We start from the raw sequence: 23,221 nt of genomic DNA, 5'->3' as shown, positions 1-23,221 counted from the left end.
GCGGTACCCCCCCTCGTCAGCGGTGTCCGCTCACGGCGACCGGCAGGTTCCCGTTCCGCCAGGCCCGCATGCCGCCCCGGAGGACCCGCACCCAGAGGTAGCCGTTGGCCTGGAGTTCTTCCGAGGCCCGGTGGGAGACCCGGTCGTCATAGTCCACCAGGACCACCAGTTGGCGCTTGTCCTGGGTGATTTCCGCCAGGCCCGTCAGGAGGAGGTTGACGGGCAGGTTGCGGGCGCCCCGGATGTGGCCCCCGGGCCCGTTGAAATCGTCGGGGCTGCGCAGGTCCACCACCACGGGCGGCTGGCCGTGAAGCACCTGCTCCAGTTCGATGGGCCGGAAGACCTCCTTGTGGCGGGCCCGCCTCCAGCTGGTGAAATCCGCCCACTTGAGGATGAGGATCACCAGCAGCGCCACCACTCCGGCCGCCAGCGGATAGGCGGTCTCGGGCCGGGAAACCCACGCGGCCAGGCCTTCCGCATCGACCAGGATGGCGGGCGTCGGGGCCGTCAGCAGGGCTTGGGGATCAAACATGGTTCGCCTCCGGCGCTGGTTTCTGCCTACCCTGGAGGTACCGTGATCTCGAAGAGCCATCCAAGGGCGGGATCCAGGCCATTATAGACAGTGGAAAGAAAGAACCGATGCAAGAAGCCGCAAGGAACATGGGAAAAGCAATGATCGTGGCCGCCGTGGCCCTGATGGCCGCCTGCGGAGGGGGCCGCGACCCCCGGCAGCTGGTGGTGGAGCCCGAGGCCCCCGCCGTGGTGGTGGGCGAGACCCTGGTGATCACCGCCCGCGCCCAGGGTGACGGGGTCGCGGATCCGGAGTGGGAGGTGCAGGAGATGTACGGGGGCGGCCTGCTCCAGAGCCAGGGCCCCCGCGTCACCTACGTGCCGCCCGAGGCCGCGGGGACCTACCACCTCGTGGTGCGCAACCGCGGCTACAAGCAGGCCGTGGAGGTGCGGGTGCTGCCCTGCCCCGTGCTGGAGCCCCTTTCGCCGCGCGTGGCGCCGGGTGCCTCCCTCACCTTCCGGGTCCGCATGCGCGGCCTGCCCCGGGACGCCGCCGTGTGGACCGTGGACGAGCCCGAGGGGGGCGAGATCGGCCCGGATGGACGGTACACCGCCCCCCGCAGGCCCGGCGTCTACCACGTCACCGCCACCTCCACGGCGGACCCGTCGACTTCCGCCCGGGCGACGGTCACCGTGGGAACCGATTGAGGCCGTCCATGGAGGAGCGCCGGACCCGGCTCGCCGATCTGGCCCACCACGCCTGGGAGACGGGTCTGGAGTCCCTGGCGGGTTTCCGGGCCAACGGGGGCCTCAGGCAGGCCTCCAGCCTCGCCTTCTTCACGCTGCTGGCCCTCATTCCCGCCCTCCTCCTGCTCACCTACATCCTGGGAATGATCACCGGCAGTTCCGCCGCCGCCCACCAGCGGGTCACGGAGTACCTGGCCAGCATGCTGCCGGGCCAGGCCGACCGGGTGCTGGCGGACGTGGCCGCCCTCACGCGCCACCCCGGCACCGCCGGCCTCCTGAACCTCCTGGTGCTGGCCTGGTCCGTGTCGCCCCTGGTCACGGCCCTGCGCGAGATCGTCCGGGGCATCTTCAAGGAGCGGGAGACCCGCTCCCTGTGGCTGGTCAAACTCATGGACCTGGCCGGGGGCGTCGCCTCCCTCACGGCCCTGGCCGCCCTGGCCGGCGCGGGCGTCTTCCTCCACTTCCTCAACGCCTCCCTCCTGGGCTCCCGGGGCATCTCCCTGGGCCTGCCCCTGCCCTTCGCGGTGAGCACCGCCCTGGTTATGGGCCTGATGACCGTGTACGCCCCCAGGGACACCAAGCGGGGCCACCTGCTGGCCGGGGCCCTGACCACCACGACCCTGTGGTTCCTGCTGCGCCCGGGCTTCACCTGGTTCCTCACCATCGACCAGAGCTACGGGGTGGCCTTCGGTTCATTCAAGTCCCTGTTCCTCATCGTGATCTGGATCTACGTGTCCATGGCCATGCTGCTCCTGGGGGTGGAGGTGGCCGCGGCCTGCCACCGGGGCGACGCGGTGGCCATCAAGCGCCTCATGGAAGGCAAGGCCCGCCGCGGCTACCCCGGCCACCGCCACCTGCTCCTGGAGGCCCCCGAAGGCCACGTCTTCTTCCGGGAGGGTGAGCCCGGGGTGGAGATGTTCTACCTGCTCGCGGGCACCGTGCGCATCCTCAAGGGGGACCGGGAGATCGCTCGCATCGGCCCCGGCGGCTTCCTGGGCGAGATGACCTTCCTGCTGGGCCTGGACCGTTCGGCCACGGCCATCGCCGCCGAACCCACCCAGTGCGTGGTGATCCACGCCCGGAACTTCGCGGTGCTCCTGCGGGAGTTCCCGGACACGGTGCGGGAGATGCTGGTGGGCATGGCCACGCGGCTTCGCGCCACCAGCGGGAAGTCCACGGGGGCGCCCACCCCCGACGAGGTCATCGCCCTTTCGTGAGCCTCAGCCGGGCGTGGCCATGCCCAGGAGCCCCAGGACCGCCGTGAACGCCTCCGGCACGGGCGCCTTCAGGTCCAGGCGCCTTCCGTCCGCGGGGTGGTCCAGGGACAGCTTCCAAGCGTGGAGCATGGGGTGGGGGCACGCGAAGTGGCGCTTGTCGGCGTCGAGCCAGGCGCTGGCCCCGCCGTACACGGGATCCCCCAGGATGGGCGCGCCCAGGTGGGACAGGTGCAGGCGGATCTGGTGGGTCCGCCCCGTGAGCAGCTCGCATTCCACCAGGGCCAGGCCGCAGGCCTTGGCCAGGACCCGCACCCGGGTCTGGCTGGGACGGCCCGAGGCGTTGACCGTCATCTTGAGGCGGTCCACCCGGTGGCGGGCGATGGGCTCGTCCACGAGGATGCTGCCGGCCTCGGGCAGCTTCCGGCTCATGCGCACCACCGCCAGGTAGCGCTTCTCCACCGAGCGCTCCTTGAACTGGGCCTGCAGGGCGGCCTGGGTGGGCTGGTCCTTGGCCATGGCCAGGCAGCCCGTGGTGTACCGGTCCAGGCGGTGCACGAGGCCGGGCCAGAGCGGCGCGGGGATCTCGTCCTCGCCCTCCTCGGGCAGTTCCCCCACGGGGGCCATGGCCGCGTGGAGGCGCCCCAGCAGGGCGTTCAGCACCGTGCCCCCGGCGTGGCCGGGGCCGGGGTGCACCACCATGCCCGCGGGCTTGTCGATGATCCAGAGGTGCTCGTCCTCGAACAGGGTGGGCAGGTCGATGGCCTCGGGCTCCAGCAGGAGCGCCGGGGGCACCAGGTCCGGCAGGACGGTCTCCACCGTCGCGCCGCTGCGCACGCGGGTGCCGCCCTTGGTGACCACGGCGCCGTTGATCGTGACGTTGCCGGCCCGCACCCACGCGTCCCAGCGGGAGCGCGCGATCTCGGGATGGATCTCGGCGAGGAACCGGTCCAGGCGCGGAGCCCCGGCGGGAAGGAAGTGGGAGATGGGTTCGCTCATGACGCCGCCTCGGGTCGGGGGGATCTCGAATACCAGAACCAGAGGAAGGCGCCGAAGGCCACGAAGACCAGTGCCGTGAGCCTGCCGGTGGAAAGCCAGGGGATGCCCATCAGGAAGCCCCGGTCAAGGTCCGCGCGCCAGATCTCGGTCACGATGCGCCCGATGCCCTCCAGGATGAAATAGAGGGCCCCCACCTGCCCGGCGAAGCGCCGCCGGCGGCCCGCGAAGAGCAGGATGCCCATGACGGCCGCGTTGGCGGCGAGGGTGTAGAGCTGGACCGGGTGCACCGGGACGTTCAGGGGCGTGCCCGACAGCCACTGGGCGTCGGGGTTGGTGAAGGTCACGGCCCAGGGGAGGTGGCACTCCGTGCCGTAGCAGCAGCCCGCGGAAAAGCATCCCATGCGCCCGATGGCCTGGCCCAGGGCCACCGCCGGCGTCAGGGCGTCCAGGGTCGCCGCCAGGGGCAGCTTGAGCTTGCGCATGCGCCAGAAGAACACGGCGAGGCCGCCGATGACGCCGCCGTGGATGGCGCCGCCGGCCCGGAGGTAGCCCAGGTCGAGGATCTGCGCAGGGGGCACGCCGCTGGCCAGGTCCACGATGATCATCAGGGCCTTGGAGCCGATGATCCCGCCCAGGAGCAGCGAGATGGCCAGGTCCGCGATGCGATCGGCGGGAATGGCGTCCCTGCGCGCCAGCCGCTGGGCCAGGGCCAGCGCCAGGAAGAACCCCACCGTGAGGATGAGCCCGTAGGTCCCCACGGGAAAGCTTCCGATCTTGAACAGGATTGGGTGCATCTTAGTCCTTGGGCAGGGGGCGCAGCCGGGCCGGGGGAAGGTCCAGGGCGGCGATGTCGAAGCTGATGATCTCACCGTAGGGGCGCAGGAGCGGCATGAGCCCGTCCGTGATGGCGGGCCGGAACTTCGCGTGGAACTCCTGGGCGAGCGGGGCCCGGGAGCGGCCCCGCACGTGGAACTCCCGCGCGGGCCCGTTGCGCACTTCCTCGAGGGAGGCGCCCTCCAGGTGGGCGTCCAGGATTCCCATGACCTTGGCCCTCACGTCGGCCGGCAGGGGCCCGTGGTCCACCGGGCCCTGGGGCAGGCCCGCGGCATGGCGCAGGTGCAGCCCCGCCGGCACGGCGGCGGCCAGGACCAGGACGCCCAGGACCGCGGCGGACCGGCCCCAGCGCCGCTCGCGGCGGCGTTCAGGATCAGGGGGTGGGCTTTCCAGCGAGGGCATGGGCTTCCTGGGAACGGGCGAAGGGTTGGGGAGGGCCACGGGAGGCCCGGCAGGGGAGGGCGATGCCCGCTGGAAGTATAGATCATACTTCCTGCGGGCCCGCCCACGATAGGCGGGCCTCCGGGGCTACCCCAGCACCTGGAAGCTGGAGCCCGCCGCGAGGCTGCGGATGGTGGGCACGGGCCCGGGCTCCAGCCCCTGGATCCGCAGGTCCACGGGCATTCCCAGGGCCTTGAGGTCGTCCTCCATTCCCGCCCGGGCGGCCTGGAGCGCCTCGGGGTGCTGCGCCCAGACCCGCACCTGGAGCCCTCCGGCCCCCTTGGCGATGCCCAGCCGCGTCTCCCCGAGCCGGGAGAAGCTCAAGCCCAGGAGCACGCGCGTGGTGGCGCCCTCGGGGTTGCCGCGGCCCTGGCCCCGGGCGTCGGACTCCACCCACATCTGCAAGGGGGCCTGGGGCGCCCAGGGCAGCGGGAGTTCGAAGAAGGCGGTGCCCTCCCGGGCCTGGGCCGCGTGGAACGGCGCCTCCCGGGGCGAGACGCCCGGATCGGAAAGGGCCTTCACCCCCGCCTTCATCCAGGCCTCCCACGTTTCCGGCGCCCCGGGCAGGGTGGCCTCGGGCACCTGGGCCCGCATGAGCCCGCGCAGCAGCTGCGACACCGCGTCCCCCTGCTTCTGGGGCACGTCCGCCCTGCGCGCCAGCCCGGCCTGCACCCGCGCCGCGGCCTCCTGGACCACCGCCGCATCCGCCCCGCCGCCCCGCATCAGGGCGCGCAGCGCCTGCACCTGCGCCTCGGGCAGATCCCGGAGGACCGCCCGGAGCGCCTCCGGGGCCCCGGGCAGCCGGGCCTGCACCAGGGCCACGAGGTCCTGGATCGACGCCACCGCACTCCCCTCCGGCCGGGCCACCCCCAGGGCCCCGGATTCCAGGAGGGTTGCGACGGCGCCGGGCACCGCCCCCGCATCGGCCGACGGAACGGAGGGTTGCCCCGCCGACGGCGGACCCCCACCCGGAGACGCACCCACCGGGACCGGTGTCGGGCTACCCGTCGGGCCATCCGTTGGGGTTCCTGGCCGTACCTCCCCCTGGGCTCCCGGCAGGCCGGTCGATGGAATTCCCGTCTGCCCAGGGGCTGGGGTTCCGGGTTGCGCCGCCGCCGGGCCCTGGGCGTGTCCTGCTGCTTGGCCTGCTGCCTGTCCTACTGCTTGGCCTCCCGCTTGTCCGGTCGCCGGACTTTCAGCTTGGCCCGCCGCCGGACTCTGGGTTTGTCCCGCCGCTTGGCCTCCGGCTTGCCCCACCGTCTGACTTCCCCCTTGGCCTGTGGACGGGCTTCCGGCCTGCCCCGGGCCTTGGTTTACGGCTTGCACGTTAGCTTGGTCTCCCCCTTGTGCGGTTAGCTGGCTTCCTGCTTGCCCCGCCGCCGGGGTCCCGGGTTGCCCCGCCGCCGGGGTTCCAGGTTGTCCCGCAGCCTGGCTTCCCGGCTGCCCTGTAACGGGGTATCCCAGCGACCCAGCAGCTTGGCTTCCGGGCTGCCCTGCGGCCTGGGGTGCCGCTTGGTTGGTTGTCTGGGTTCCCGCCGCTTCGGCCGTTTGGGCACCCCCCTGTCCGGGTCCCGGGGTCCCCCCCGGCCCGGCGGTGGGGGTTCCCGGCTGCCCCGCGGGTTGCGACCCCGGGGGGAGGTTCGCGGCGGATCCGGATCCCTGCGGGGGGGCCGAAACGGGCGCCTGACCGGACGGATCCGCGGGCAGGGCGCCGCCCAGGAGGCGGAAGAGCTGAACCAGGGGTTCCAGCTCGGGGGGCGGCTCGGGCTGGGTGAGTCGGGTCTGGAGGAGCAGGGCCTCGCCCTGGAGGAGCGGGGCCAGAATGGCGGGGGGGGCGGGGGGCTGGGCCTGGAGGGTCTGGAGGCGGAGGTTGCCGCCGTCCGCGGCCGTGACGCGCACCAGGAGCTGGGTGCCCTCGGGATAGGGGAAATCGCCCTGGGCGGTGAGGATCTGGCCGGACGGCAGGGTGAACTGGAGGCCGGAAGGGGTCTGTCCCTGGAAACGGAGGTTCACGTCCTGGCCCACGAGGGCGTTGAGGACGGCCTGGGGGGCCGCCGGCAGGTCCGGCAACGGCTTGGCCGCCTGAACGGCGTTCAGGAAGGCGGTGACGGCGGTCTGGACGGGGTCCATGGTCAGATCTGGAAGTGCCTGCGCAGGATGCCGGCCATGTCCTGGAGGGGGGCGACCTGGTCCACGCAGCCCTTCTCGAAGGCGGCCCGGGGCATGCCGTACACCACGCAGGACTCCTCGGCCTCGGCCAGGGTGTGGGCGCCCTTGGCCTTGAGCGACACCATGCCGCGGGCGCCGTCGCTGCCCATGCCCGTGAGGATCATGGCCATCACCTGGCGGGTGCAGTGGTCGGCGATGCTCTGGAAGAGCACGTCCACGCTGGGGCGGTGGAGGGTGGAGGCGGGCTCCGCGCTGAGCTCGATGAAGCCGCCCAGGCCCCGCTGGCGGTAGAGCATGTGGTGGCCTCCGGGGGCGATGTAGACCACGCCGGGCCGGGCCGTCTCGCCGTGCTCGGCCTCCTTGACCTCCACCTGGCACAGGCCGTTGAGGCGCTCGGCGAAGGCCCGGGTGAAGGTTCCGGGCATGTGCTGGACGATGAGGCAGGGGACGGGGAGCGTCCGGGGAATGTTGGGCAGCAGGTCCTGGAGGGCCTTGGGGCCGCCGGTGGAGCACCCGATGGCCAGCAGTTCCGCCATGGGACCGCTGATGCCCCCCACCCGGCCCACGTGGGCGGCCGGCGCGGCGGGGGTGGGCGCGGGGAACGCCGGGACCCCGGGCCGCGGCGGGGGCGCGGGGGGCCGCACCTTCTGGAACCGGGGGCTCCGGGCGAGCTTGCGCACCTTCTCCTGCAGGTCCTGCTGGATCTGCAGGATGCTGGAGCTGGCCAGGCTGCTCTCCTTGGGGATGAAGTCCAGGGCGCCCAGGGCCAGGGCGTCCAGCGTGGCGGCGGCGCCTTCCTGGGTGAGGCTGGAGACCATGAGCACGGCCCGGGGCATCTCGGCCATGATCCGCCGGAGGCAGCCCAGGCCGTCCAGCCGGGGCATCTCCACGTCCAGGGTGACGATGTCGGGGTTGAGCTGGGGGATCTTCTCGAGGGCGTCCAGGCCGTCGCGGGCCGAGCCCACCACGGCGATGTCGGGCGCCTGGAGCATGCGCTCGAGAGCCTTCCGCATGAAGGGGCTGTCGTCCACGATCAGGACGCGGATGGGGTCCATGGCATTCAATCCTGGAAGGCGAGTTTCACGAAGGTGACGGCGTGCTCGAGCTCGTCGTCGATGCTGAAGGTAAGGCGCTCCGCGTCGAAATCCCCACTGCCGAAGACCACGGGATAGCCGGGCTGCTCCTCCAGGGCGAACATCAGGGTCTCGTCGGCGGGCCCGTTGGGGATGCGGGTCCGCACCAGCAGGTCGGCGATCTGCACCAGGGCCGGCAGGAAGTCCGTGGGGTGATCCTGGTGATGGTCCCGGATGGCGGTGACCATGGCCGCCGGGAAGCTCCAGTGCTCGGCCACCATGGCCCCCACCTCGGCGTGGGTGATGCCCAGGGTGCCGAACTCCGCGTCGAGGCAGGCGTCGCCGCGCTCGATGGCGAGCACCACGGGGCCGTACTCGTCGGTGAAGCAGCGGTCCAGGGCGATCTTGCCGATGTCGTGCAGGAGGCCCGCGAGGTAGGCGGACTCGTCCATGTGGTTCATGCGGATGAGCCGGCAGATGCCCTTGGACACCAGTCCCACCGCCACGCTGTGCTGCCAGAGGCGGAAGGGGTCCAGGTGGTTGGTGCCGCGGAAGCTCCGGATGATGGCGGCGGTGCGGCCCAGGTTGAGCAGGGCCTCGAAGCCCAGGCGCATCACGGCGGTGCGCAGGTCCATGACCCGCTGGTCGCCGGCGTACATGACCGAGTTGGCCAGGCGCAGCATGGTGGCCGACAGGGCCGGGTCCTTGGCCAGGATGTTCAGGATCCGGTCCACGCTGCAGCGGTCGTCCGCGACCGCCTGGCCCAGCGACACCACCGTGGTGGGAAGGCTGGGGAGGGTCCTGACCCTCGTGCGGACGAGATCGGAGGTGATCATGGTCAGAAATCCCGGATGAGGTTCTTGTCGGTCTCGAGGGCCTCCACGACCTGCAGCTGGTAGGCCTCCATCTCCTCGGGGGAGATGACGAGGAGCTCCATGGCCTGCCGGGTGCTGCGGGCGAGGGATTCGGGGCGGCCCAGGCCGGACTTGCGGTCCAGGGCCATCTGGTTGCCCAGGGCGACGAAGGCGGTGAGCGCCTGGTCCTCGTCCGGGGCCTGGCGGGGGTCGTGGTGCCAGCGCACCGTGTGCACCATGCTCGCCGGAAGGTTCCAGGAGATCAGCAGGGCCTCGCCCACCATGGTGTGGTCGAAGCCGAAGAGGTCCAGCTCCGACTCCAGGCAGTCCGCCTCGCCGTTGTAGATGCTGCGCACCAGCGCCGAGTAGCGGTCGGTGAACTTGATGCCCATGACGGACTTGCCGATGTCGTGCATGAGGCCGCCCAGGAAGGCCTCCTCCACCCGCGGGCTCCGGAAGGCCTTGGCGTACGCGCGCCCCGCCATGGCCGTGACCAGGGCGTGCTCCCAGAGCACCCGCTCCTGGAGACCCGTGCCTCCGCGGCTGTAGAGGTTCTTGGCGCTGGAGGCGATGACGACGCTCTTGATGGTGGAAAAGCCCAGGGTCATGATCGCCTGGGTGAGGGTCTTGACCTCGCGCACCATGCCGAACATGGCCGAGTTGGCGATCTTCAGGATCTGGGTCGTGAGGGCCACGTCCGAGGCGATGACCCGCCGGAGTTCGTCGGTGGTGGAATCCGGATCCGCGGCCAGGCGGAGCACCTGGGCGGCCACCTGCGGAAGCGGGGGCAGGTCGCCGAGGTTCGAGATCAGTTCCTGGGGTGTGATGGGCATCTTGGTGAACCCTCCTGGTCAGCGCTTCCGGTAGCCCATGGCCTTGCTGAAGTGAAGCAGCTCGAAGCCTACGTTGAAAGAGTGGATGGATTCGCTGTGCCCCACAAGGAGAAAAGACCTGGGCTGAAGGACCTCGTGGAATCCCTTGATCACCTTGCTCTTGACCGCCTCGTCGAAGTAGATCAGGACGTTGCGGCAGAAGATGATGTCAAAGATCCCCAAGGTCTTGTAGTTGGCGTAATCCACCAGATTGAAGTTCCTGAAGCTGATGAGCTGCTGGAGCTCGGGCTTCACGAGGAAGTTGTCAGGCCCCTGCTGGTTGAAGTGCTGCTTGATCTGCACGGGGGTGAGGTTGCGCAGGGTGTAGTTGCCGTAGCTCCCTTCCCGGGCCATGGCCAGCACCTTCTCCGAGATGTCGGTGGCGATGATCTCCACCTGCATGCCCCGCAGGAGCGCGTCCCGGGCCTCGACGCAGATCATGGCCAGGGTGTAGGGCTCCTCCCCGGAGGAGCAGGCCGCGGACCAGATCCTCAGCCGGTTGGCCCCGCGCGCCTTGGCCAGGGACACCGCCTCGGGCAGGACGATCTTCTGGAAGGCCTCGATCTGAGGGGGATTCCGCCAGAAGCTGGTCTCGTTGGTGGTGATCTCGTTGAAGAGCTGCTTGAGCTCCTCCTTCCCGGCATGGCCCTGCAGGTGCCCCAGGTAGTCCCGGTGGCTGCCCAGGTTCAGGTCCTGGATCCGCCGGTTCAGGCGGTTCTCCAGGAAGTACTGCTTGGACTCGTTGAAGAAGATCCCCGTCCTGGCGTAGATGAACTCCCGCACCGCCAGGAAGTCCTGGGCACTCATCGGCTGGTTGGCGGGAAGGGCGGTCATCTACGGTTCCGGGTGGGGGTCGGGATGGTGTCTTATCATGCGGGATCGGCTGGATTGGCAAAAGGCATTAATCGCGGTCACCTTTCTTCTCGAGAATCACCACCGCGAAGGAGATCCCCCCGTCGTGGGTGACGCTGCCGTGGATGGGCCCGACGCCCCTTTCCTGGATCATCCGGGCCAATTCCCCCTCGGCCCAAAGCCTTCCGTCCAGGAACCGCAGCTGTTTCCAGGACCAGCCGTCCAGCCCAATGCCCAGGGCCTTGCCGAAGGCCTCCCGCAGGGCCCACCTTCCCGCCGCCCGTTCCGGCAGGCGCTGCCGGTTCCCCCCCAGGAGGTAGTCGGCCTCCTCCTGGCAGAGGACCCGCCTGAGGGCCTTTTCCCCGAAGCGGTCCAGGAGGTGGGCCCACCGCGCGGCGGGACAGATGTCGGTGCCCATGCCCAGGATCATTGCGTCGCCTCGAGGTCAAGAATAAACCACTTATCACACCCGTGATGCCCCGTGCCCCCCATGGGGGCGCACACCGGCCGGAACCCGACCCGCGCATAGAGCCGCATGGCCGCATCCATTCCCGTGAGCGTCTCCAGGTAGCAGGACCGGTACCCCAGTTCCCGGGCCTTCGCCAGGCACATCCGCATCATGCGCTCCCCCTGGCCGCGGCCCCGGGCCGAGGGCAGGAAGTACATCTTCCGCAGCTCGCAGATTCCCGGGGGCCCGTTCTCCAGGGCGGCCACCCCGGCTCCCCCGACGACCCTGCCCTCCTCCTCCAGGACGAAGTAGGCGGCGCCGGGCTGGGCGTAGGCGCGGGACATGTGGTCCACTTCCGGGTCGTGGAGCGCGAAGCCGGGGCCGTCCGCGCCGAATTCGGGCATGACGGCCCGGATGATGGAGGCAACGGCCCCGTCGTCGGCCGCGCAGATGGGTCGGATCACGGATTGGGTAAACATCGGGGCTCCGGTCTACATCATGACAAGGGTGGCATCCAATTGTGACCCCCTGCACTGGTGGCACGTTTGATACTTCAGCGTCGAGTTGGCTAGACCCCTTAATTTTCAGCACGTCCACCCGCCCTGAGGAGTGTGCAAATGGCTCAGCTTAAGGAAAGACCCAAACCGTTCCTCTTGCCGGACTACTGCAAGGGCTGCGGCAGGTGCATCAGCGCCTGCGCGAAGCACTGCATCAGCTTCGACAAGGAGATCGACGCCGCCACGGGCTACGTTCCGGTGGTCATCGATCTGGAGGCCTGCAACGCGTGCGGCCTTTGCATGGAAGCCTGCCCGGAACCCTACGGCCTTCGCGGAACCCCCGAGGACGTCGATTTCGAGCTCCAGGACCCCGCCAAGCTCTTCGGCAGCAAGAAGCCCCGGCCCGAGCCCAAGGTCGTGCCGGACACCCTGATCCCCCTGCCCCGCACCGAGCCCCTGGTCATCAAGGGCAACTACGCCTCGGCCCTGGGCGCCCTGATCGCGGGCTGCCGCCACGTCTTCGGCTACCCCATCACCCCCTCCACCGAAGGCGCCGAGCTCATGGCCAAGCTCCTTCCCAAGCTGGACGGCACCTTCCTGCAGGCCGTGAGCGAAGTGGCCACGGTCAACCACATGTATGGCTCCGGCGGCGCCGGCTACCCCTGCATGACCTTCACCTCGTCCCCGGGCTTCAGCCTCATGCTCGAAGGCGTCTCCTACATGATCGGCGCCGAAGTTCCCGGCGTCTTCGTGAACGTCATGCGCGGCGGCCCGGGCCTGGGCAACATCGCCCCCGAGCAGTCCGACGTCAAGCTGGCCTGCCGCGGCCTCGGGCACGGCAACACCCACGCCATCGCCCTCATGCCGAGCACCCCCCAGGAGATGCTCGACCTGACCATGCTCGCCTTCGAACTCACCTTCAAGTACCGCAACCCCGTGATCATCCTGGGCGACGGCTACCTGGGCCAGATGACCGGCAAGGTCAACCTGCCCTCCGCCATGATCAAGCCCGGCATCCCCACCTGGGCCGTGAACGGCGACCCCGACCACCGCGGCAACCTGATCAGCTCCATCTATCTCAGCGAGCAGGATCTTGAGCAGCACAACATCTACCTGAACGACAAGTACCGCCGGATGGAGGAGAACGAGAGCCGCAGCGAGTCCTTCATGACCGAGGACGCCGAAATCCTCATCATCGCCACCAACACCCCCGCCCGCGCCTCCAAGGGCGCCGTGCAGGACCTGCGCAGGCAGGGCATCAAGGCCGGCCTGTTCCGTCCCATCACCGTGTGGCCCTTCCCGGTCAAGCAGCTCGTCAAGGACCTGGCCGGCGTCAAGAACGTTGTCGTGGTGGAAGCCAGCAACGGCCAGCTCGAGGATGAGATCCGGCTGGCGCTCTCCAAGGCCGGCGTCACCCAGCTCCCCGTCATGTCCCACGTCCGGCACTTCGGGGGCATGCTGCCCCAGCAGACCGAGGTCCTTGCCCACGTCAAAGCCATCATGGCGAAGGAGGTCCGCTGATGTCCGTCTTCTACGACAAGTTCGAGCGTCATTCCCAGGGCGCGGGCCTCAAGGGCAACTCCACCCACTACTGCCCCGGCTGCGGCCACGGCCTGGCCCACAAGTACCTCGCCGAGGCCATCGAGGAGCTGGGCATCCAGGACAACACCGTGCTGGTGTCGCCCGTGGGCTGCTCCGTGTTCGCCTACTACTACTTCGATGTGGGCAACACCCAGGCCGCCCACGGGCGCGCCGCGGCCGTGGCCCTGGGCCACAAGCTCAGCAACCCCGAGGCCAACGTCATCAGCTACCAGGGTGACGGCGACCTGGCCTCCATCGGCCTGGCCGAGACCGTCTCCGCCGCGCAGCTGGGCGCCCCCATCACCGTCATCTTCATCAACAACGCCATCTACGGCATGACCGGTGGCCAGATGGCCCCCACGAGCCTCATGGGCCAGTCCACCGCCACGAGCCCCGACGGACGGAGCATGTACAACGGCCAGCCCATGCGCATGGCCGAAGTCATCGCCGGCCTGGACGGCCCGGTGTACGTGGAGCGCGTGGCGCTCTTCGACGCCAAGAACCGGCGCAACGCCAAGAAGGCCATCAAGAAGGCCGTGCAGTGCCAGGTCGAGGGCCGCGGCTACGCCTTCGTGGAAGTGCTGGCCGAGTGCCCCACCCACCTCAAGATGAGCCCCGAGGACACCGAGAAGTGGGTCAAGGAGTGCATGGTGCCCATCTACCCGCTGGGCGTGAAGAAGGACCTGGCCACCGAGAGCTGGTGGAAGCGCCCCGCCCCGAACTTCGAGGCCGACGCCTTCCTCCACGCAGCGGGCGCCACCAGCGAAGCCCCCGTGCGCCACTGCGAGGCCTTCCCCACCCACCTGAACCCCACGGACATCTCCCTGAAGCTGGCCGGTTCCGGCGGCGACGGCGCCCAGACCGCGGCCATGCTCATCGCGCGCGCGGCCATCAACGAGGGCTTCGACGCCACGCACATCCCCAGCTACGGCCCCGAGAGCCGCGGCGGCACGTCCTACGCCGACGTGCATGTGGCCAAGGACGAGGTGCTCAACCCCGCCAGCCCGCACCCGGACGTGCTCATCGCGTTCAACGCCCCCAGCCTGGCCAAGTTCGGCCCCACCGTCGTCAAGGGCGGCACCATCATCTACGACAGCTCCATCGTCAAGGATGTCCCCCCGGGCATCGACCCCGGCGTCAAGGTGGTGGGCGTGCCCTTCACCGAGATCGCCGTGGACCTGGGCAAGGCCGTGGTGAAGAACATCGTGGCCCTGGGCGCCCTCCAGGCCGCCACCGGCATCTTCCCCAAGGCGACCCTCGTCGGCGCCATCGGCCAGATGCTCAAGGACAAGTGCGCCCTGATCCCCCTCAACGAGGAAGCCTTCGCCTGGGGCGTCAAGGCCGTGGAAGAACTGGGCAAGTAGCCCGCAAGCACCCCCGGGGGGCGCGGCCGGATTTCCCGCCCGCGCCCCCCTTCCCTTTCCGGAGCGCCCCGTGTCCGAACCCATCCGCCTCACCGCCTCCGAACTCCGAATGATCACGACCCTCCGGGACATGCCCGAGAGCCCCCTGCGCACCCGGGTGGAACGGCTGCTGGAGGACCTCCTGGCCTTCGCCCGGAACCCCCGCTGCCACGAACTCCAGGCCGACGGCGTCCCCTGCGCGGACCCCGGATCCGACTGCGACCAGTGCCGGGTGGTGCTGGACATGCTGGAAGCCATCGGGAAGCGCCTCCCGCGGGACTAATCCGCCCCTGAATTCGGCCGCTTCGCCCCATGGGGGCTTGTGGACACGCGGATTGGCCACCACCATGGAGGCATGTTCAGAAAGCCTGTGCACGCGTTCATGTACGCCGGCATCTGGGTCCTCATGGGCCTCTACTACACGACTTGGGACATGCTGGCCTACCACATGTCCTTCCTGTCCGTCCTGCCCATGAACCTCCTGCAGAACGCGGTGTGGGCCCTGGAAGGCCTCCTCATCATCCGCATCGCCCGGCGCTTTCCCATCCGGTCCTTCTCCCTGCGGGGGCTTCCGGCCTGGATCATCAACCTGGGGTCGGGCTTCGTCCTGGCCTGCGTGGGGCTGGGCATCGCCTGGCTCATCTCCCTGGCCTTCCAGGAGCCGGCGATGCGCGCCAAGACCCTCCAGTGGCCCGGCGCGAACCTCCTGCGGTTCTTCTTCACCTACCTCCATTCCACCCTCCTCCTCATGTGGGCCGTGCTGGGAGGCTTCCACGGATTCCTCCTCTACAACGGGCTCAAGGCCCGGGAGCTGGAGGCGGCCCAGCTGGAGGCCTCGCTCACCCTGGCCCGGAACCAGATGCTCCTGGCCCAGTTCCAGCCCCACTTCCTCTTCAACGCCCTCAACTCCATCTCCGCCCTCATCCATGTGGACCCCCTGGCCGCGGACCGCATGGTGGCCAGGCTCGGGGACCTCCTGCGCCTCAACCTGGACGCCGAGGCCTCCCAGGAGCTCCCCCTGGAGAAGGAGATGGCCCTGGTGGACGCCTTCCTGGCCATCGAGAAGGTGCGCTTCCAGGACCGGCTGGAGGTGGAGGTGGACATCCCCGCCGACCTGGCCCGGGTACCGGTGCCCAAGTTCCTCCTGCAGCCCCTGGTGGAGAACGCCCTGAAGCACGGCCTGGCCCCGCGGGCCCGGCCCGGCAAGCTCACCATCCGGGCCCGGAAGGAGGCGCCCTGGCTGATCCTGGAGGTGCAGGACAACGGGGCGGGCTTCGAAGGCAACCGCGAAGGGGTGGGCCTGCGAAATACCCGGGCCAGGCTACTAATGCTTTATCACGAAAATCACCAACTGGAGATATTCTCCGTCCTGGATAAGGGGACCCGCGTCGTCGTGCGTATACCCCTTCATTGATCCCGAAGGCGGCCACGAAGATGATCCGGTCCCTGATAGTCGATGACGAGATGCTGGCCCGCCAGCGTCTGCGCCGGCTCCTGGAGGACCACCCGGACATCGAGGTGGCCGGCGAATGCGCCAACGGCCTCGAGGCGGTGCGGGACCTGGAGGCCCTGCGCCCCGACCTGGTCTTCCTGGACATCCAGATGCCCGAACTGGACGGCTTCGGCGTCATCGAGGAGGTGGGCCCCGACCGGATGCCCCCCACCCTCTTCGTCACCGCCTACGACCAGTTCGCCCTGAAGGCCTTCGAGGTCCACGCCCTGGACTACCTCCTCAAGCCCTTCGACCCCGAGCGGTTCGCCGCGGCCCTGGCCCGGGTGCGCACCTGGATCCAGGGCAGCCCGCGCCCGTCCCTGGAGCCCATGCTCAAGCAGGTCCAGGCCGACCGCCCCCCTCCGGACCGCCTCCTCATCAAGGAGGGCACCCGCTACGCCTTCGTGCGCCCCGCCGCCATCCAGTGGGTGGAGGCCGAGGACAACTACGTCCGGCTTCACGTGGAGGGCACCAGCCACCTGGTGCGCCAGACCATGGGCGGCATGCTGGACAAGCTCAGCCCCAACCGCTTCCGCCGCATCCACCGCTCGGCCATCGTCAACCTCGACTTCATCAAGCACCTGGAGCCGTGGACCGGGGGGGACTACCTGGTCACGATGAAGGACGGCAGCCAGCTGACCATGAGCCGGACCTACCGGAACCAGCTGGGGGAGTGGCTCTGACCCCGTCAGGGGATCGTCGAGGAGGAACTGGAGCTGCTCGTGCTGGATGAGGAATCGTCCCGCGAGGAGGAGGCTCCCCGGGGCATGGGACCCGGGAACACCGCCGAAAGGTCCATCCGGAAGAGCTCGTGCCGGGAGGCAAGAATGCACTGCCCGTCCGCGTTGAGGGCGAATTCCGCCAGATCCCAGCCGACGGTCGCGCATTCGGAAGCGGGCCGCTGGCAGAAGAGGCGGAGAGGGCCTTCCCGCCAGGTTCCGCGCTCCGAGACGTCGACCAGCGTCTCCATGACCCGGGTATCGCGATTGTAGACGTAGATGGCAGAAAGCATCGGATCCATGATGAACAGGGACCTCCCGGACACATGCAATCCGTAGGGCACAGACCGGAAGCAACTGGTGCCCGGCGTCATGACCAGGGGATGGTCTTCCACGGGATTGACGGTGCACCGGTCCGCCCCTCCCAGGATCGTGTCGACCCTCAACCCCTCCTTCGTCTGGTGCACCCGCCGCACCGTGTAGAGGTCCGCGACGAAGAGCTCGCCGGTGGCGGGATCCAGCGCCAGGTCGGACAGACCCCTGAAGGTCACCTGGTTGGCCAGGCCGTCCGCCTCGGGCTGGCTGGGCGATGGCAGGTGGGCCGAAGGCCGGCCCGCGTACAGGGAAACCTCGCCCGTGGTGTCCAGCCGGCGGATGACCCGGCTGGTAACATCGCAGAAGTAGAGGGTTCCGTCCCGGTCCATGGCCATGCCGTGGACACCTCCGATGCGGGCCTCCGTACCCTTGCCCTCCCGGTAGACCGTGGGGTGCATCGGGTCGGCATCCGGACCCCCGGCCAGGGTGCGAACGGTCCCATCCAGCTCCATGGACCGGATGAGGGTGCCCGGCGAGCCCTTCATTCGCTCGGTGAACACCAGCCGGTGCGGATTGTCCGGGTGGCTGTCCCGGGGCCGGGTGATGAAGGTGGTGACCTCGTTCATCCAGGCGGGCACCGGGACGATCAGGCCTTGGGGGGAGACGGCCATGGCGTTCCGCCGCCACGGGTTGCCGTCCGTGACGAGCCAGGTGCCATCCAGGGCGCCCAGGCCCGTCCCCGGCTCGATGAACCGGACCTGGCCCACGTCCTGGAACAGGAACCCGCTCCCGGTCATGGGGTTGGCCCCCGGCGTGAAGCGCGACAGGGTGGGAACGGCGAAGAGATAGTCCGGCCCCAGGACGGCCGGGAGGACCACGTCGGCCAGCAGTTCTGGAAAGCCAGGAATCACCGGCCGGACCACGATCTGGTGGATCGCATTGGACCCCGGATGGGCCCGGTCGCTCACCTGAATCCTCACGGTTACCGGCTTGACGGTGACCACCGGGGCCTGGAAGCTGGCCTTCCCGTCCGGTCCTGGCTGGATCTGGCCACCCCCCGACAGGATGGCCCATTCCCAGGCGGGGTTCGTGCCGGGTTCCGCCGGATGGGCGCGGAGGGTAAGGCTTTTGCCGGATTCAACATGTGCCTTGGAGGCGGAGATCCGCACCTGGGCCTGGAGGAATGGGGCAGCCAGCACGAGGGCCGGGACGAGAAGGGCCAAGGAACGGTGGCGAGAGGACATGGGACTCCAGGAAAACCAATTAGCCACTCATTGAATACGCGCTTGACCTGGAAGGTTCCTTCGGAAAATCCGGCGGACCGTCGACTACGGTAGTCCGATCGTCCTTTCGTGCGGCCTTGCGGAGCTGGCTCGGTGGGACGGTGTGCGCGTCGCCGATGACGGACGGAGCACCTTCTGCGAGGTCCCTGGGGACGTCCTTCCACCGGGGCAAAGGGGGGCTGGGAGATTTCTCGTTTGCGAGGGAGGCCGCTTGGAGATCCGCCAGCTCGGGCGAGGAGTCGGCCGGGGATGAAAAAGGATGACAAGCTGGCATCCCAGACATGAATCGCAAGTCATGCTCGCTGCGGGGTTCAGCACGTTATGCGAGCGGGCGCCAACCGAGGTGATGGAAAAACGGAGGGATCGCTCCCTCCGTCTTTGGCTCGATTCTATGCGAACGGAATGGCCTTGGCCCCTGAAGGGCCCCTTCCCCGCGTATCCCTCAGCGGGAGGCCACCACGGATACCGTGGCCATGCCCCTTCCGTAGCTCGACACGCTGTTCACGAAGTTCGCCCGCTGGGGCAGGATCACCCCCACGGTCCCGATCATCTTGTCGGTGACCAGCAGGTTCATTCCCGTGGCCTCGCCGATGGCGAACACCGCGCCCTGGGCGATGGCCTGGGGGGTGGTGCCGATGGTGGGGATGCCCTTGTACGCGAGGCGGTTCACCACCTGGGTGGCGGCGAAGGAGCCGTCCCACACCAGGCGGTCCTTGGGCAGGAGGACCAGGTAGTCGGGCCGCACCCGGTTGGCGATGAGGGTGTAGGCCTTCTCCACGCTGGACTGGTTCCGCGTGTCCAGGACGGTGATGCGGTTCCCTTCGCCCGCGGCGAGGGCCAGGGCCTGGACCTCATCGGCGGACCGGCCGTAGTCGGCCACGACCGCCAGGTGCGTCTTGGCCGGCCAGGTGGAATGGGCGGCCTCCATGAGGGGGCCGAAATCGGTGGCGTGGACGGCGAAGCCCGCCAGGGCCATGGCCGCGATGCCGGAAATCTGAACCAAGGTGCGCATGCTACCTCCTCCTGGTGGGGACGGGATCGATCCCGTGCGCACCAAGGTTCGGGCATCCGCTCCGGAGCCCCAGGGAACTGGGGCGAACCCGGCGGGCGCCGGGGCGAAATCGCCCTAGCGCGCGGCGGACCGCAGGGCGTCCGCCTTGTCGGTGCGCTCCCAGCTGAAGCCCTCCCGGCCGAAGTGCCCGTAGGCGGCGGTCGGCAGGTAGATGGGCCGGCGCAGGTCCAGGGTCTCGATCATCGCCTTGGGCGTGCAGCTGAAGACCTCCCGCACGGCCCGGACGATGGCCGCGTCGCTCACCGCCCCGGTGCCGAAGGTCTCCACCGCGATGGACACCGGCTCGGCCACGCCGATGGCGTAGGCCAGCTGGATCTCGCAGGTGCGGGCCAGGCCGGCGGCCACGATGTTCTTGGCGATGTGGCGGCCCATGTAGGCGGCCGAGCGGTCCACCTTGGAGGGATCCTTGCCCGAGAACGCGCCGCCGCCGTGGTGCCCGGTGCCCCCGTAGGAATCCACGATGATCTTGCGGCCCGTGAGGCCCGTGTCCCCCATGGGCCCGCCGATGACGAACCGGCCGGTGGGGTTCACGTGGTAGATGGTGTCCGCGTCCAGGTACTCGGGGGGCAGGGCGGCCTGGATGACCTCCTTGATGATCCGCTCCCGGATCTCCTTGTTGCTCGCGGATTCGGCGTGCTGGGTGGAGATGACGACGGTGTGGATGCGGGCCACCCGGCGCCCGTCGTACTCCACGGTCACCTGGGACTTGCCGTCGGGCTGGAGCCATTCGATCTGACGGCTCTTGCGCACCTCGGAGAGCTTGCGGGTCAGGGCGTGGGCGAAATGGATGGGGGCCGGCATCAGTTCCGGCGTCTCGTCGGTGGCGTAGCCGAACATGAGGCCCTGGTCCCCGGCGCCGCCGGTGTCCACGCCCATGGCGATGTCCGGGCTCTGCTGGTCGAGGGTCACCATCACGGCGCAGGTGTTGCAATCGAAGCCCTTGATGCTGTGGTCGTAGCCGATGCTCCTCACGGTGTCCCGGGCGAGCTGGGCCACGGGGATGTAGCACTCCGTGGTGATCTCCCCGGCCACCAGGATCAGCCCGGTGGTCACGAGGGTCTCGCAGGCCACGCGGCTGCGCGGGTCGCCCCGCAGCGCGGCGTCCAGGACGGCATCGGAAATCTGGTCGGCAATCTTGTCGGGATGGCCTTCCGTGACGCTTTCGGAAGTGAAAAGGGCCCTGGAATCAGCTGACATGACGCCTCCCCCCGGATTGGGAGAATTATGGTAGCAGCAAAAGCCCGGTCCCCTTTCTTGCCAGCGGGCCCCGGGATGGCTATTCTGACGGGGCATAGCCACCCTGAGCCAACTCAACCATGGAGCTTTTATGAACGTCTCGCGAATAGCACGAATCCTGTTCGGAGCCCTGGCCGTCGCAATGCTGACGATTTCGCCGGCCTGCAAGAAGTCCGCCGAGGACAAGGAGATCCATGAACTCTCCGAGAAGGCGGCCGAACTGGACAAGATGAGCCAGAAGGCCAACGTGGCCGGCTCGGAACAGACCCGCAACCTGAAGGCCGCCGGCGTCAACGACATCCGTCCCAACGCCGAAACCCTGCAGCTGACGCCCGAACAGAAGAGCGCCCTGGAAGAGCGCATCAAGGCCGAGAAGAACAGCTCCTACCAGGCCCTCCTCCAGGAGGTGCTGGACAAGGACAAGGAGATCAAGGAACTCAACGAGAAGATCGCCAAGCTCCGCGCCGTGCTGCCCAAGCCCGACATCGCCAAGGAGAACGACAGCCACTACGGCCTGGCCATGCGCTTCCTCAAGCGCAAGGGCGTGGGCGAGGAGAAGGCCAAGCAGCTCATCAGCCGCGTGCTGATCATGGACAAGATGGCCGCCGGCTTCGAGGTCTACCACTACTACAACAACGGCGTGTACGGCAGCTGGGTTTCCCAGGGCAAGGCCCACATCTCCCCCACCGAGCTCCAGGCCGAGGAGAAGGCCAAGATCGAAGGCGAGCGTGACGTGGCCCAGGCCGAATCCACCCGGAAGACCGAGGAGCTCACGGACCTCACCGCCCAGAAGGCCAAGCTCGTGGCCGACATCGAGGGCCTCCAGGCCGAGAAGACCAACATGATCAAGGAGCTGGAGAGCCTGAACGCCAGCAACGAGGCCGCCAAGGCCAAGCTCAACTCCCTCCACTACGTGGTGGGCGACCGCAAGGCCCTGGAGAAGGACGGCGTCATCGTCGTTCCCATCTTCGCCAAGGACCGCGCCGGCTCCAACTGGGCCGACGGCGTGTTCACCAAGGCCCTGGACCTGCGCTCCACCGACACCATCACCATCACGGCCTCGGAAGTGGGCCTGAAGAAGATCGGGAAGGTCAGCGTCATCCCCGGCTCCATCGAGCGGGACAAGCACTTCACCCTCACCATCGCCGAGGACAAGGCCTCCGCCGTGGTCAAGCTCATCAACAAGGAGCGCTTCAAGAACGAGAAGGTGGTCTTCGCCGTCACCGACTAGGCTTCCTTGCCCCATGGAAAAGCCCCCGCGAGGGGGCTTTTTTTATGGAACATTCCTTGCGCCTTGGGGTGGGTTTTTTCCCGGCCGTGGGTATACTCGGTATGGCAAACCCAAGAAATGGAGGATTCCGTGGTGACACGCCGGTTGTTCGCACTCTGCGCCCTTAGCTTGTTCGCTTTGGCGCCCGCAATCGCGGTGGTTCCCAAAAAGGACCGCCCCCGCGTCATCGTCGCGCCCTTCCCCGTGGCCAAGGGCGCCTACGAGGGCTGGGGCGGCTGGGGCTACGGCTACGTCGGCGGCGAGACCCGCATCAGCGACGTGCTCCAGGACCTCTGCGTCACCACCCTCATCGAGGAAGGCAGCGACAAGGTCCGGGTCATGGACCGCGCCCGCCTGGACGAGGTGCTGGCCGAGCAGAAGCTCAACGCCAGCGGCCTGGTGGAGGAATCCGACGATCCCGCCGAGCAGCGCAAGGTGGCGAAGATGGGCAAGCTCCTGGGCGTGCGGTGGATGGTCACCGGGAAGGTGACCCGCTTCGCCTACAAGAAGAGCGGCTTCGGCACGGGCTGGGGCGCCGGCGCCCTGGTGGGCAGGCTCACGGGCAGCGGCCTCGCCGGAGGCGTGGCCGGGGACATCCACGTGCAGAAGGCCACCCTCACGGGCCGGCTGGACATGAAGCTCATCGACGTGCAGACCGCCGAGATCGTGGCCGTGGCCCACGACGAGGCCACCGTCAAGGACATGGGCGTCAAGGTCGCCGGCACCGGCAGCCAGCTCCAGTTCGACCAGAGCATGGTGAACCAGATCTTCGAGCCCATCATCCAGAAGCTCGCCAAGCAGATGCTGGGCAAGATCACCCGCGCCAGCCTCGAAGCGGACGAATGACCTGGGCGGACCGCGCGTCCGTCCCGTCCAACCTTCCTTACGTCAATTGACGATCTTGATGCGCCGGGGGGCCTCCTCCCGGCGCTTCTGTTCCTTGCCGATGAGCACGGTCTCCAGGAACGTGGCGCAGACGCTGGACACCAGGGCGCCGAAGAAGCCCGCCCAGAACCCCGACACCCGGAAGTCCAGGCCCAGGGTCACCGCCACCCAGCTCGCGGCCCAGAACACCAGGCCGTTGATGAACAGGCCCAGGCACCCCAGGCTGCAGGCCAGGGGCACGAAGGCCACGAACCGCAGCAGCATCCCCAGGGTCGCGTTGAGCGCCCCCAGGATGACGGCCACGGCCACCAGGTCGATGAAAGCCCCGTGGTGGATGCCCCGCACGAGGTAGGACGCGATGAGCAGGCCCACCGCGGAAAAGAGGAACCGAAGCAGCGTTCTCACAATCCGTCTCCGCATCCCATTCTAGACCCTCTAGACCCCGGCCGCCGATC

Annotated in this window: 24 protein-coding genes; 9 read left to right on the top strand and 15 right to left on the bottom strand. The window is 68.8% G+C overall.

The window, feature by feature from the left end:
• Positions 1-16: 16 nt before the first annotated feature.
• Positions 17-532 (bottom strand): rhodanese-like domain-containing protein, encoded by a 516-nt coding sequence (locus ACZ5LB_RS20430; RefSeq protein ID WP_464604057.1) that lies wholly within the window; start codon positions 530-532, stop codon positions 17-19.
• Between the two features lie 128 nt (positions 533-660).
• Between ACZ5LB_RS20430 and ACZ5LB_RS20425 the strand changes: the two genes are divergently transcribed.
• Together ACZ5LB_RS20425 and ACZ5LB_RS20420 are read left to right on the top strand one after the other, a co-directional pair.
• Positions 661-1,218, top strand: a complete 558-nt coding sequence (locus ACZ5LB_RS20425; RefSeq protein ID WP_464604056.1) for a hypothetical protein — start codon at positions 661-663, stop codon at positions 1,216-1,218.
• 8 nt (positions 1,219-1,226) lie between these two features.
• Positions 1,227-2,474, top strand: a complete 1,248-nt coding sequence (locus ACZ5LB_RS20420) for a YhjD/YihY/BrkB family envelope integrity protein (RefSeq protein ID WP_464604055.1) — start codon at positions 1,227-1,229, stop codon at positions 2,472-2,474.
• 3 nt (positions 2,475-2,477) lie between these two features.
• Here the strand turns inward: ACZ5LB_RS20420 and ACZ5LB_RS20415 are convergent, their stop codons facing one another.
• From ACZ5LB_RS20415 to ACZ5LB_RS20370, 10 genes are all read right to left on the bottom strand, one after another.
• Positions 2,478-3,470, bottom strand: a complete 993-nt coding sequence (locus ACZ5LB_RS20415) for an RluA family pseudouridine synthase (protein WP_464604054.1) — start codon at positions 3,468-3,470, stop codon at positions 2,478-2,480.
• Entirely contained in the window at positions 3,467-4,264 is a 798-nt protein-coding gene (locus ACZ5LB_RS20410) for a prolipoprotein diacylglyceryl transferase (RefSeq protein WP_464604053.1), read from the bottom strand. Before ACZ5LB_RS20410 ends, ACZ5LB_RS20415 begins: the two co-directional genes overlap by 4 nt.
• Before the next feature lies 1 nt (position 4,265).
• Positions 4,266-4,706 (bottom strand): hypothetical protein, encoded by a 441-nt coding sequence (locus tag ACZ5LB_RS20405; RefSeq protein WP_464604052.1) that lies wholly within the window; start codon positions 4,704-4,706, stop codon positions 4,266-4,268.
• A gap of 126 nt (positions 4,707-4,832) precedes the next feature.
• A complete protein-coding gene (locus tag ACZ5LB_RS20400; RefSeq protein ID WP_464604051.1) occupies positions 4,833-5,657 on the bottom strand; it encodes a hypothetical protein in 825 nt (274 codons plus the stop codon).
• A 1,220-nt stretch (positions 5,658-6,877) separates the two neighbouring features.
• Entirely contained in the window at positions 6,878-7,969 is a 1,092-nt protein-coding gene (locus ACZ5LB_RS20395; protein ID WP_464604050.1) for a protein-glutamate methylesterase/protein-glutamine glutaminase, read from the bottom strand.
• 5 nt (positions 7,970-7,974) lie between these two features.
• The gene (locus ACZ5LB_RS20390) at positions 7,975-8,823 is read right to left on the bottom strand and encodes an HDOD domain-containing protein (protein ID WP_464604049.1); all 849 of its coding nucleotides are present in this window, start codon (positions 8,821-8,823) and stop codon (positions 7,975-7,977) included.
• Between the two features lie 2 nt (positions 8,824-8,825).
• Positions 8,826-9,674 carry an HDOD domain-containing protein gene (locus ACZ5LB_RS20385; RefSeq protein WP_464604048.1) on the bottom strand — a complete coding sequence of 283 codons (849 nt, stop codon included), beginning with the start codon at positions 9,672-9,674 and terminating at the stop codon, positions 8,826-8,828.
• An 18-nt stretch (positions 9,675-9,692) separates the two neighbouring features.
• Positions 9,693-10,547 (bottom strand): CheR family methyltransferase, encoded by an 855-nt coding sequence (locus ACZ5LB_RS20380; protein ID WP_464604047.1) that lies wholly within the window; start codon positions 10,545-10,547, stop codon positions 9,693-9,695.
• Positions 10,548-10,614: 67 nt separating this feature from the next.
• The gene (locus ACZ5LB_RS20375) at positions 10,615-10,995 is read right to left on the bottom strand and encodes a holo-ACP synthase (protein WP_464604046.1); all 381 of its coding nucleotides are present in this window, start codon (positions 10,993-10,995) and stop codon (positions 10,615-10,617) included.
• Positions 10,992-11,492 (bottom strand): GNAT family N-acetyltransferase, encoded by a 501-nt coding sequence (locus ACZ5LB_RS20370; RefSeq protein ID WP_464604045.1) that lies wholly within the window; start codon positions 11,490-11,492, stop codon positions 10,992-10,994. Before ACZ5LB_RS20370 ends, ACZ5LB_RS20375 begins: the two co-directional genes overlap by 4 nt.
• 138 nt (positions 11,493-11,630) lie before the next feature.
• On the opposite strand from ACZ5LB_RS20370, the gene vorB reads away from it, so the two are divergent.
• The 5 genes from vorB to ACZ5LB_RS20345 all read left to right on the top strand — a co-directional run bounded on the left by vorB (position 11,631) and on the right by ACZ5LB_RS20345 (position 16,669).
• Positions 11,631-13,031, top strand: coding sequence for a 3-methyl-2-oxobutanoate dehydrogenase subunit VorB (vorB, locus tag ACZ5LB_RS20365; RefSeq protein WP_464604044.1), 1,401 nt, complete (start codon positions 11,631-11,633; stop codon positions 13,029-13,031).
• Positions 13,031-14,455, top strand: a complete 1,425-nt coding sequence (locus ACZ5LB_RS20360; RefSeq protein WP_464604043.1) for a 2-oxoacid:acceptor oxidoreductase family protein — start codon at positions 13,031-13,033, stop codon at positions 14,453-14,455. The genes vorB and ACZ5LB_RS20360 overlap by 1 nt, the downstream gene beginning before the upstream one ends.
• Before the next feature lie 70 nt (positions 14,456-14,525).
• Complete coding sequence (locus ACZ5LB_RS20355; protein ID WP_464604042.1) at positions 14,526-14,777, top strand: hypothetical protein; 252 nt, start codon at positions 14,526-14,528, stop codon at positions 14,775-14,777.
• Between the two features lie 72 nt (positions 14,778-14,849).
• On the top strand, positions 14,850-15,908 hold the full coding sequence (locus ACZ5LB_RS20350; RefSeq protein ID WP_464604041.1) for a sensor histidine kinase: 1,059 nt from the start codon (positions 14,850-14,852) through the stop codon (positions 15,906-15,908).
• A 20-nt stretch (positions 15,909-15,928) separates the two neighbouring features.
• Positions 15,929-16,669: a LytR/AlgR family response regulator transcription factor gene (locus ACZ5LB_RS20345; RefSeq protein WP_464604040.1), complete on the top strand. Its 741-nt coding sequence runs from the start codon at positions 15,929-15,931 to the stop codon at positions 16,667-16,669.
• A 5-nt stretch (positions 16,670-16,674) separates the two neighbouring features.
• Here ACZ5LB_RS20345 and ACZ5LB_RS20340 read toward each other — a convergent pair whose 3' ends face one another.
• From ACZ5LB_RS20340 to metK, 3 genes are all read right to left on the bottom strand, one after another.
• Positions 16,675-18,264, bottom strand: coding sequence for an NHL domain-containing protein (locus tag ACZ5LB_RS20340; RefSeq protein ID WP_464604039.1), 1,590 nt, complete (start codon positions 18,262-18,264; stop codon positions 16,675-16,677).
• 481 nt (positions 18,265-18,745) lie between these two features.
• Positions 18,746-19,315, bottom strand: coding sequence for a hypothetical protein (locus ACZ5LB_RS20335; protein ID WP_464604038.1), 570 nt, complete (start codon positions 19,313-19,315; stop codon positions 18,746-18,748).
• 114 nt (positions 19,316-19,429) lie between these two features.
• A complete protein-coding gene (gene metK / locus ACZ5LB_RS20330; RefSeq protein ID WP_464604036.1) occupies positions 19,430-20,572 on the bottom strand; it encodes a methionine adenosyltransferase in 1,143 nt (380 codons plus the stop codon).
• Between the two features lie 181 nt (positions 20,573-20,753).
• Here metK and ACZ5LB_RS20325 point away from each other — a divergent pair, with 181 nt between their 5' ends.
• Together ACZ5LB_RS20325 and ACZ5LB_RS20320 are read left to right on the top strand one after the other, a co-directional pair.
• The gene (locus tag ACZ5LB_RS20325) at positions 20,754-21,842 is read left to right on the top strand and encodes a coiled-coil domain-containing protein (RefSeq protein ID WP_464604035.1); all 1,089 of its coding nucleotides are present in this window, start codon (positions 20,754-20,756) and stop codon (positions 21,840-21,842) included.
• A 195-nt stretch (positions 21,843-22,037) separates the two neighbouring features.
• Complete coding sequence (locus ACZ5LB_RS20320) at positions 22,038-22,727, top strand: CsgG/HfaB family protein (RefSeq protein ID WP_464604034.1); 690 nt, start codon at positions 22,038-22,040, stop codon at positions 22,725-22,727.
• Between the two features lie 42 nt (positions 22,728-22,769).
• Here the strand turns inward: ACZ5LB_RS20320 and ACZ5LB_RS20315 are convergent, their stop codons facing one another.
• The gene (locus tag ACZ5LB_RS20315) at positions 22,770-23,171 is read right to left on the bottom strand and encodes a phage holin family protein (RefSeq protein WP_464604033.1); all 402 of its coding nucleotides are present in this window, start codon (positions 23,169-23,171) and stop codon (positions 22,770-22,772) included.
• Positions 23,172-23,221 lie beyond the last annotated feature (50 nt).

The sequence above is a fragment of the Mesoterricola sp. MK458 genome (assembly GCF_055384935.1).
The sequence above is the reverse complement of the archived record's forward strand: the minus strand, read 5'-3'. Positions and strand labels throughout refer to the sequence as shown.

Bases quoted from the DNA above. Each gene is read 5' to 3' on its own strand.
- ACZ5LB_RS20430 (WP_464604057.1), bottom strand. From the start codon at position 532: ATGTTTGATCCCCAAGCCCTGCTGACGGCCCCGACGCCCGCCATCCTG.
- ACZ5LB_RS20425 (WP_464604056.1), top strand. From the start codon at position 661: ATGGGAAAAGCAATGATCGTGGCCGCCGTGGCCCTGATGGCCGCCTGC.
- ACZ5LB_RS20420 (WP_464604055.1), top strand. From the start codon at position 1,227: ATGGAGGAGCGCCGGACCCGGCTCGCCGATCTGGCCCACCACGCCTGG.
- ACZ5LB_RS20415 (WP_464604054.1), bottom strand. From the start codon at position 3,470: ATGAGCGAACCCATCTCCCACTTCCTTCCCGCCGGGGCTCCGCGCCTG.
- ACZ5LB_RS20410 (WP_464604053.1), bottom strand. From the start codon at position 4,264: ATGCACCCAATCCTGTTCAAGATCGGAAGCTTTCCCGTGGGGACCTAC.
- ACZ5LB_RS20405 (WP_464604052.1), bottom strand. From the start codon at position 4,706: ATGCCCTCGCTGGAAAGCCCACCCCCTGATCCTGAACGCCGCCGCGAG.
- ACZ5LB_RS20395 (WP_464604050.1), bottom strand. From the start codon at position 7,969: ATGGACCCCATCCGCGTCCTGATCGTGGACGACAGCCCCTTCATGCGG.
- ACZ5LB_RS20390 (WP_464604049.1), bottom strand. From the start codon at position 8,823: ATGATCACCTCCGATCTCGTCCGCACGAGGGTCAGGACCCTCCCCAGC.
- ACZ5LB_RS20385 (WP_464604048.1), bottom strand. From the start codon at position 9,674: ATGCCCATCACACCCCAGGAACTGATCTCGAACCTCGGCGACCTGCCC.
- ACZ5LB_RS20380 (WP_464604047.1), bottom strand. From the start codon at position 10,547: ATGACCGCCCTTCCCGCCAACCAGCCGATGAGTGCCCAGGACTTCCTG.
- ACZ5LB_RS20375 (WP_464604046.1), bottom strand. From the start codon at position 10,995: ATGATCCTGGGCATGGGCACCGACATCTGTCCCGCCGCGCGGTGGGCC.
- ACZ5LB_RS20370 (WP_464604045.1), bottom strand. From the start codon at position 11,492: ATGTTTACCCAATCCGTGATCCGACCCATCTGCGCGGCCGACGACGGG.
- vorB (WP_464604044.1), top strand. From the start codon at position 11,631: ATGGCTCAGCTTAAGGAAAGACCCAAACCGTTCCTCTTGCCGGACTAC.
- ACZ5LB_RS20360 (WP_464604043.1), top strand. From the start codon at position 13,031: ATGTCCGTCTTCTACGACAAGTTCGAGCGTCATTCCCAGGGCGCGGGC.
- ACZ5LB_RS20350 (WP_464604041.1), top strand. From the start codon at position 14,850: ATGTTCAGAAAGCCTGTGCACGCGTTCATGTACGCCGGCATCTGGGTC.
- ACZ5LB_RS20345 (WP_464604040.1), top strand. From the start codon at position 15,929: ATGATCCGGTCCCTGATAGTCGATGACGAGATGCTGGCCCGCCAGCGT.
- ACZ5LB_RS20340 (WP_464604039.1), bottom strand. From the start codon at position 18,264: ATGTCCTCTCGCCACCGTTCCTTGGCCCTTCTCGTCCCGGCCCTCGTG.
- ACZ5LB_RS20335 (WP_464604038.1), bottom strand. From the start codon at position 19,315: ATGCGCACCTTGGTTCAGATTTCCGGCATCGCGGCCATGGCCCTGGCG.
- metK (WP_464604036.1), bottom strand. From the start codon at position 20,572: ATGTCAGCTGATTCCAGGGCCCTTTTCACTTCCGAAAGCGTCACGGAA.
- ACZ5LB_RS20325 (WP_464604035.1), top strand. From the start codon at position 20,754: ATGCTGACGATTTCGCCGGCCTGCAAGAAGTCCGCCGAGGACAAGGAG.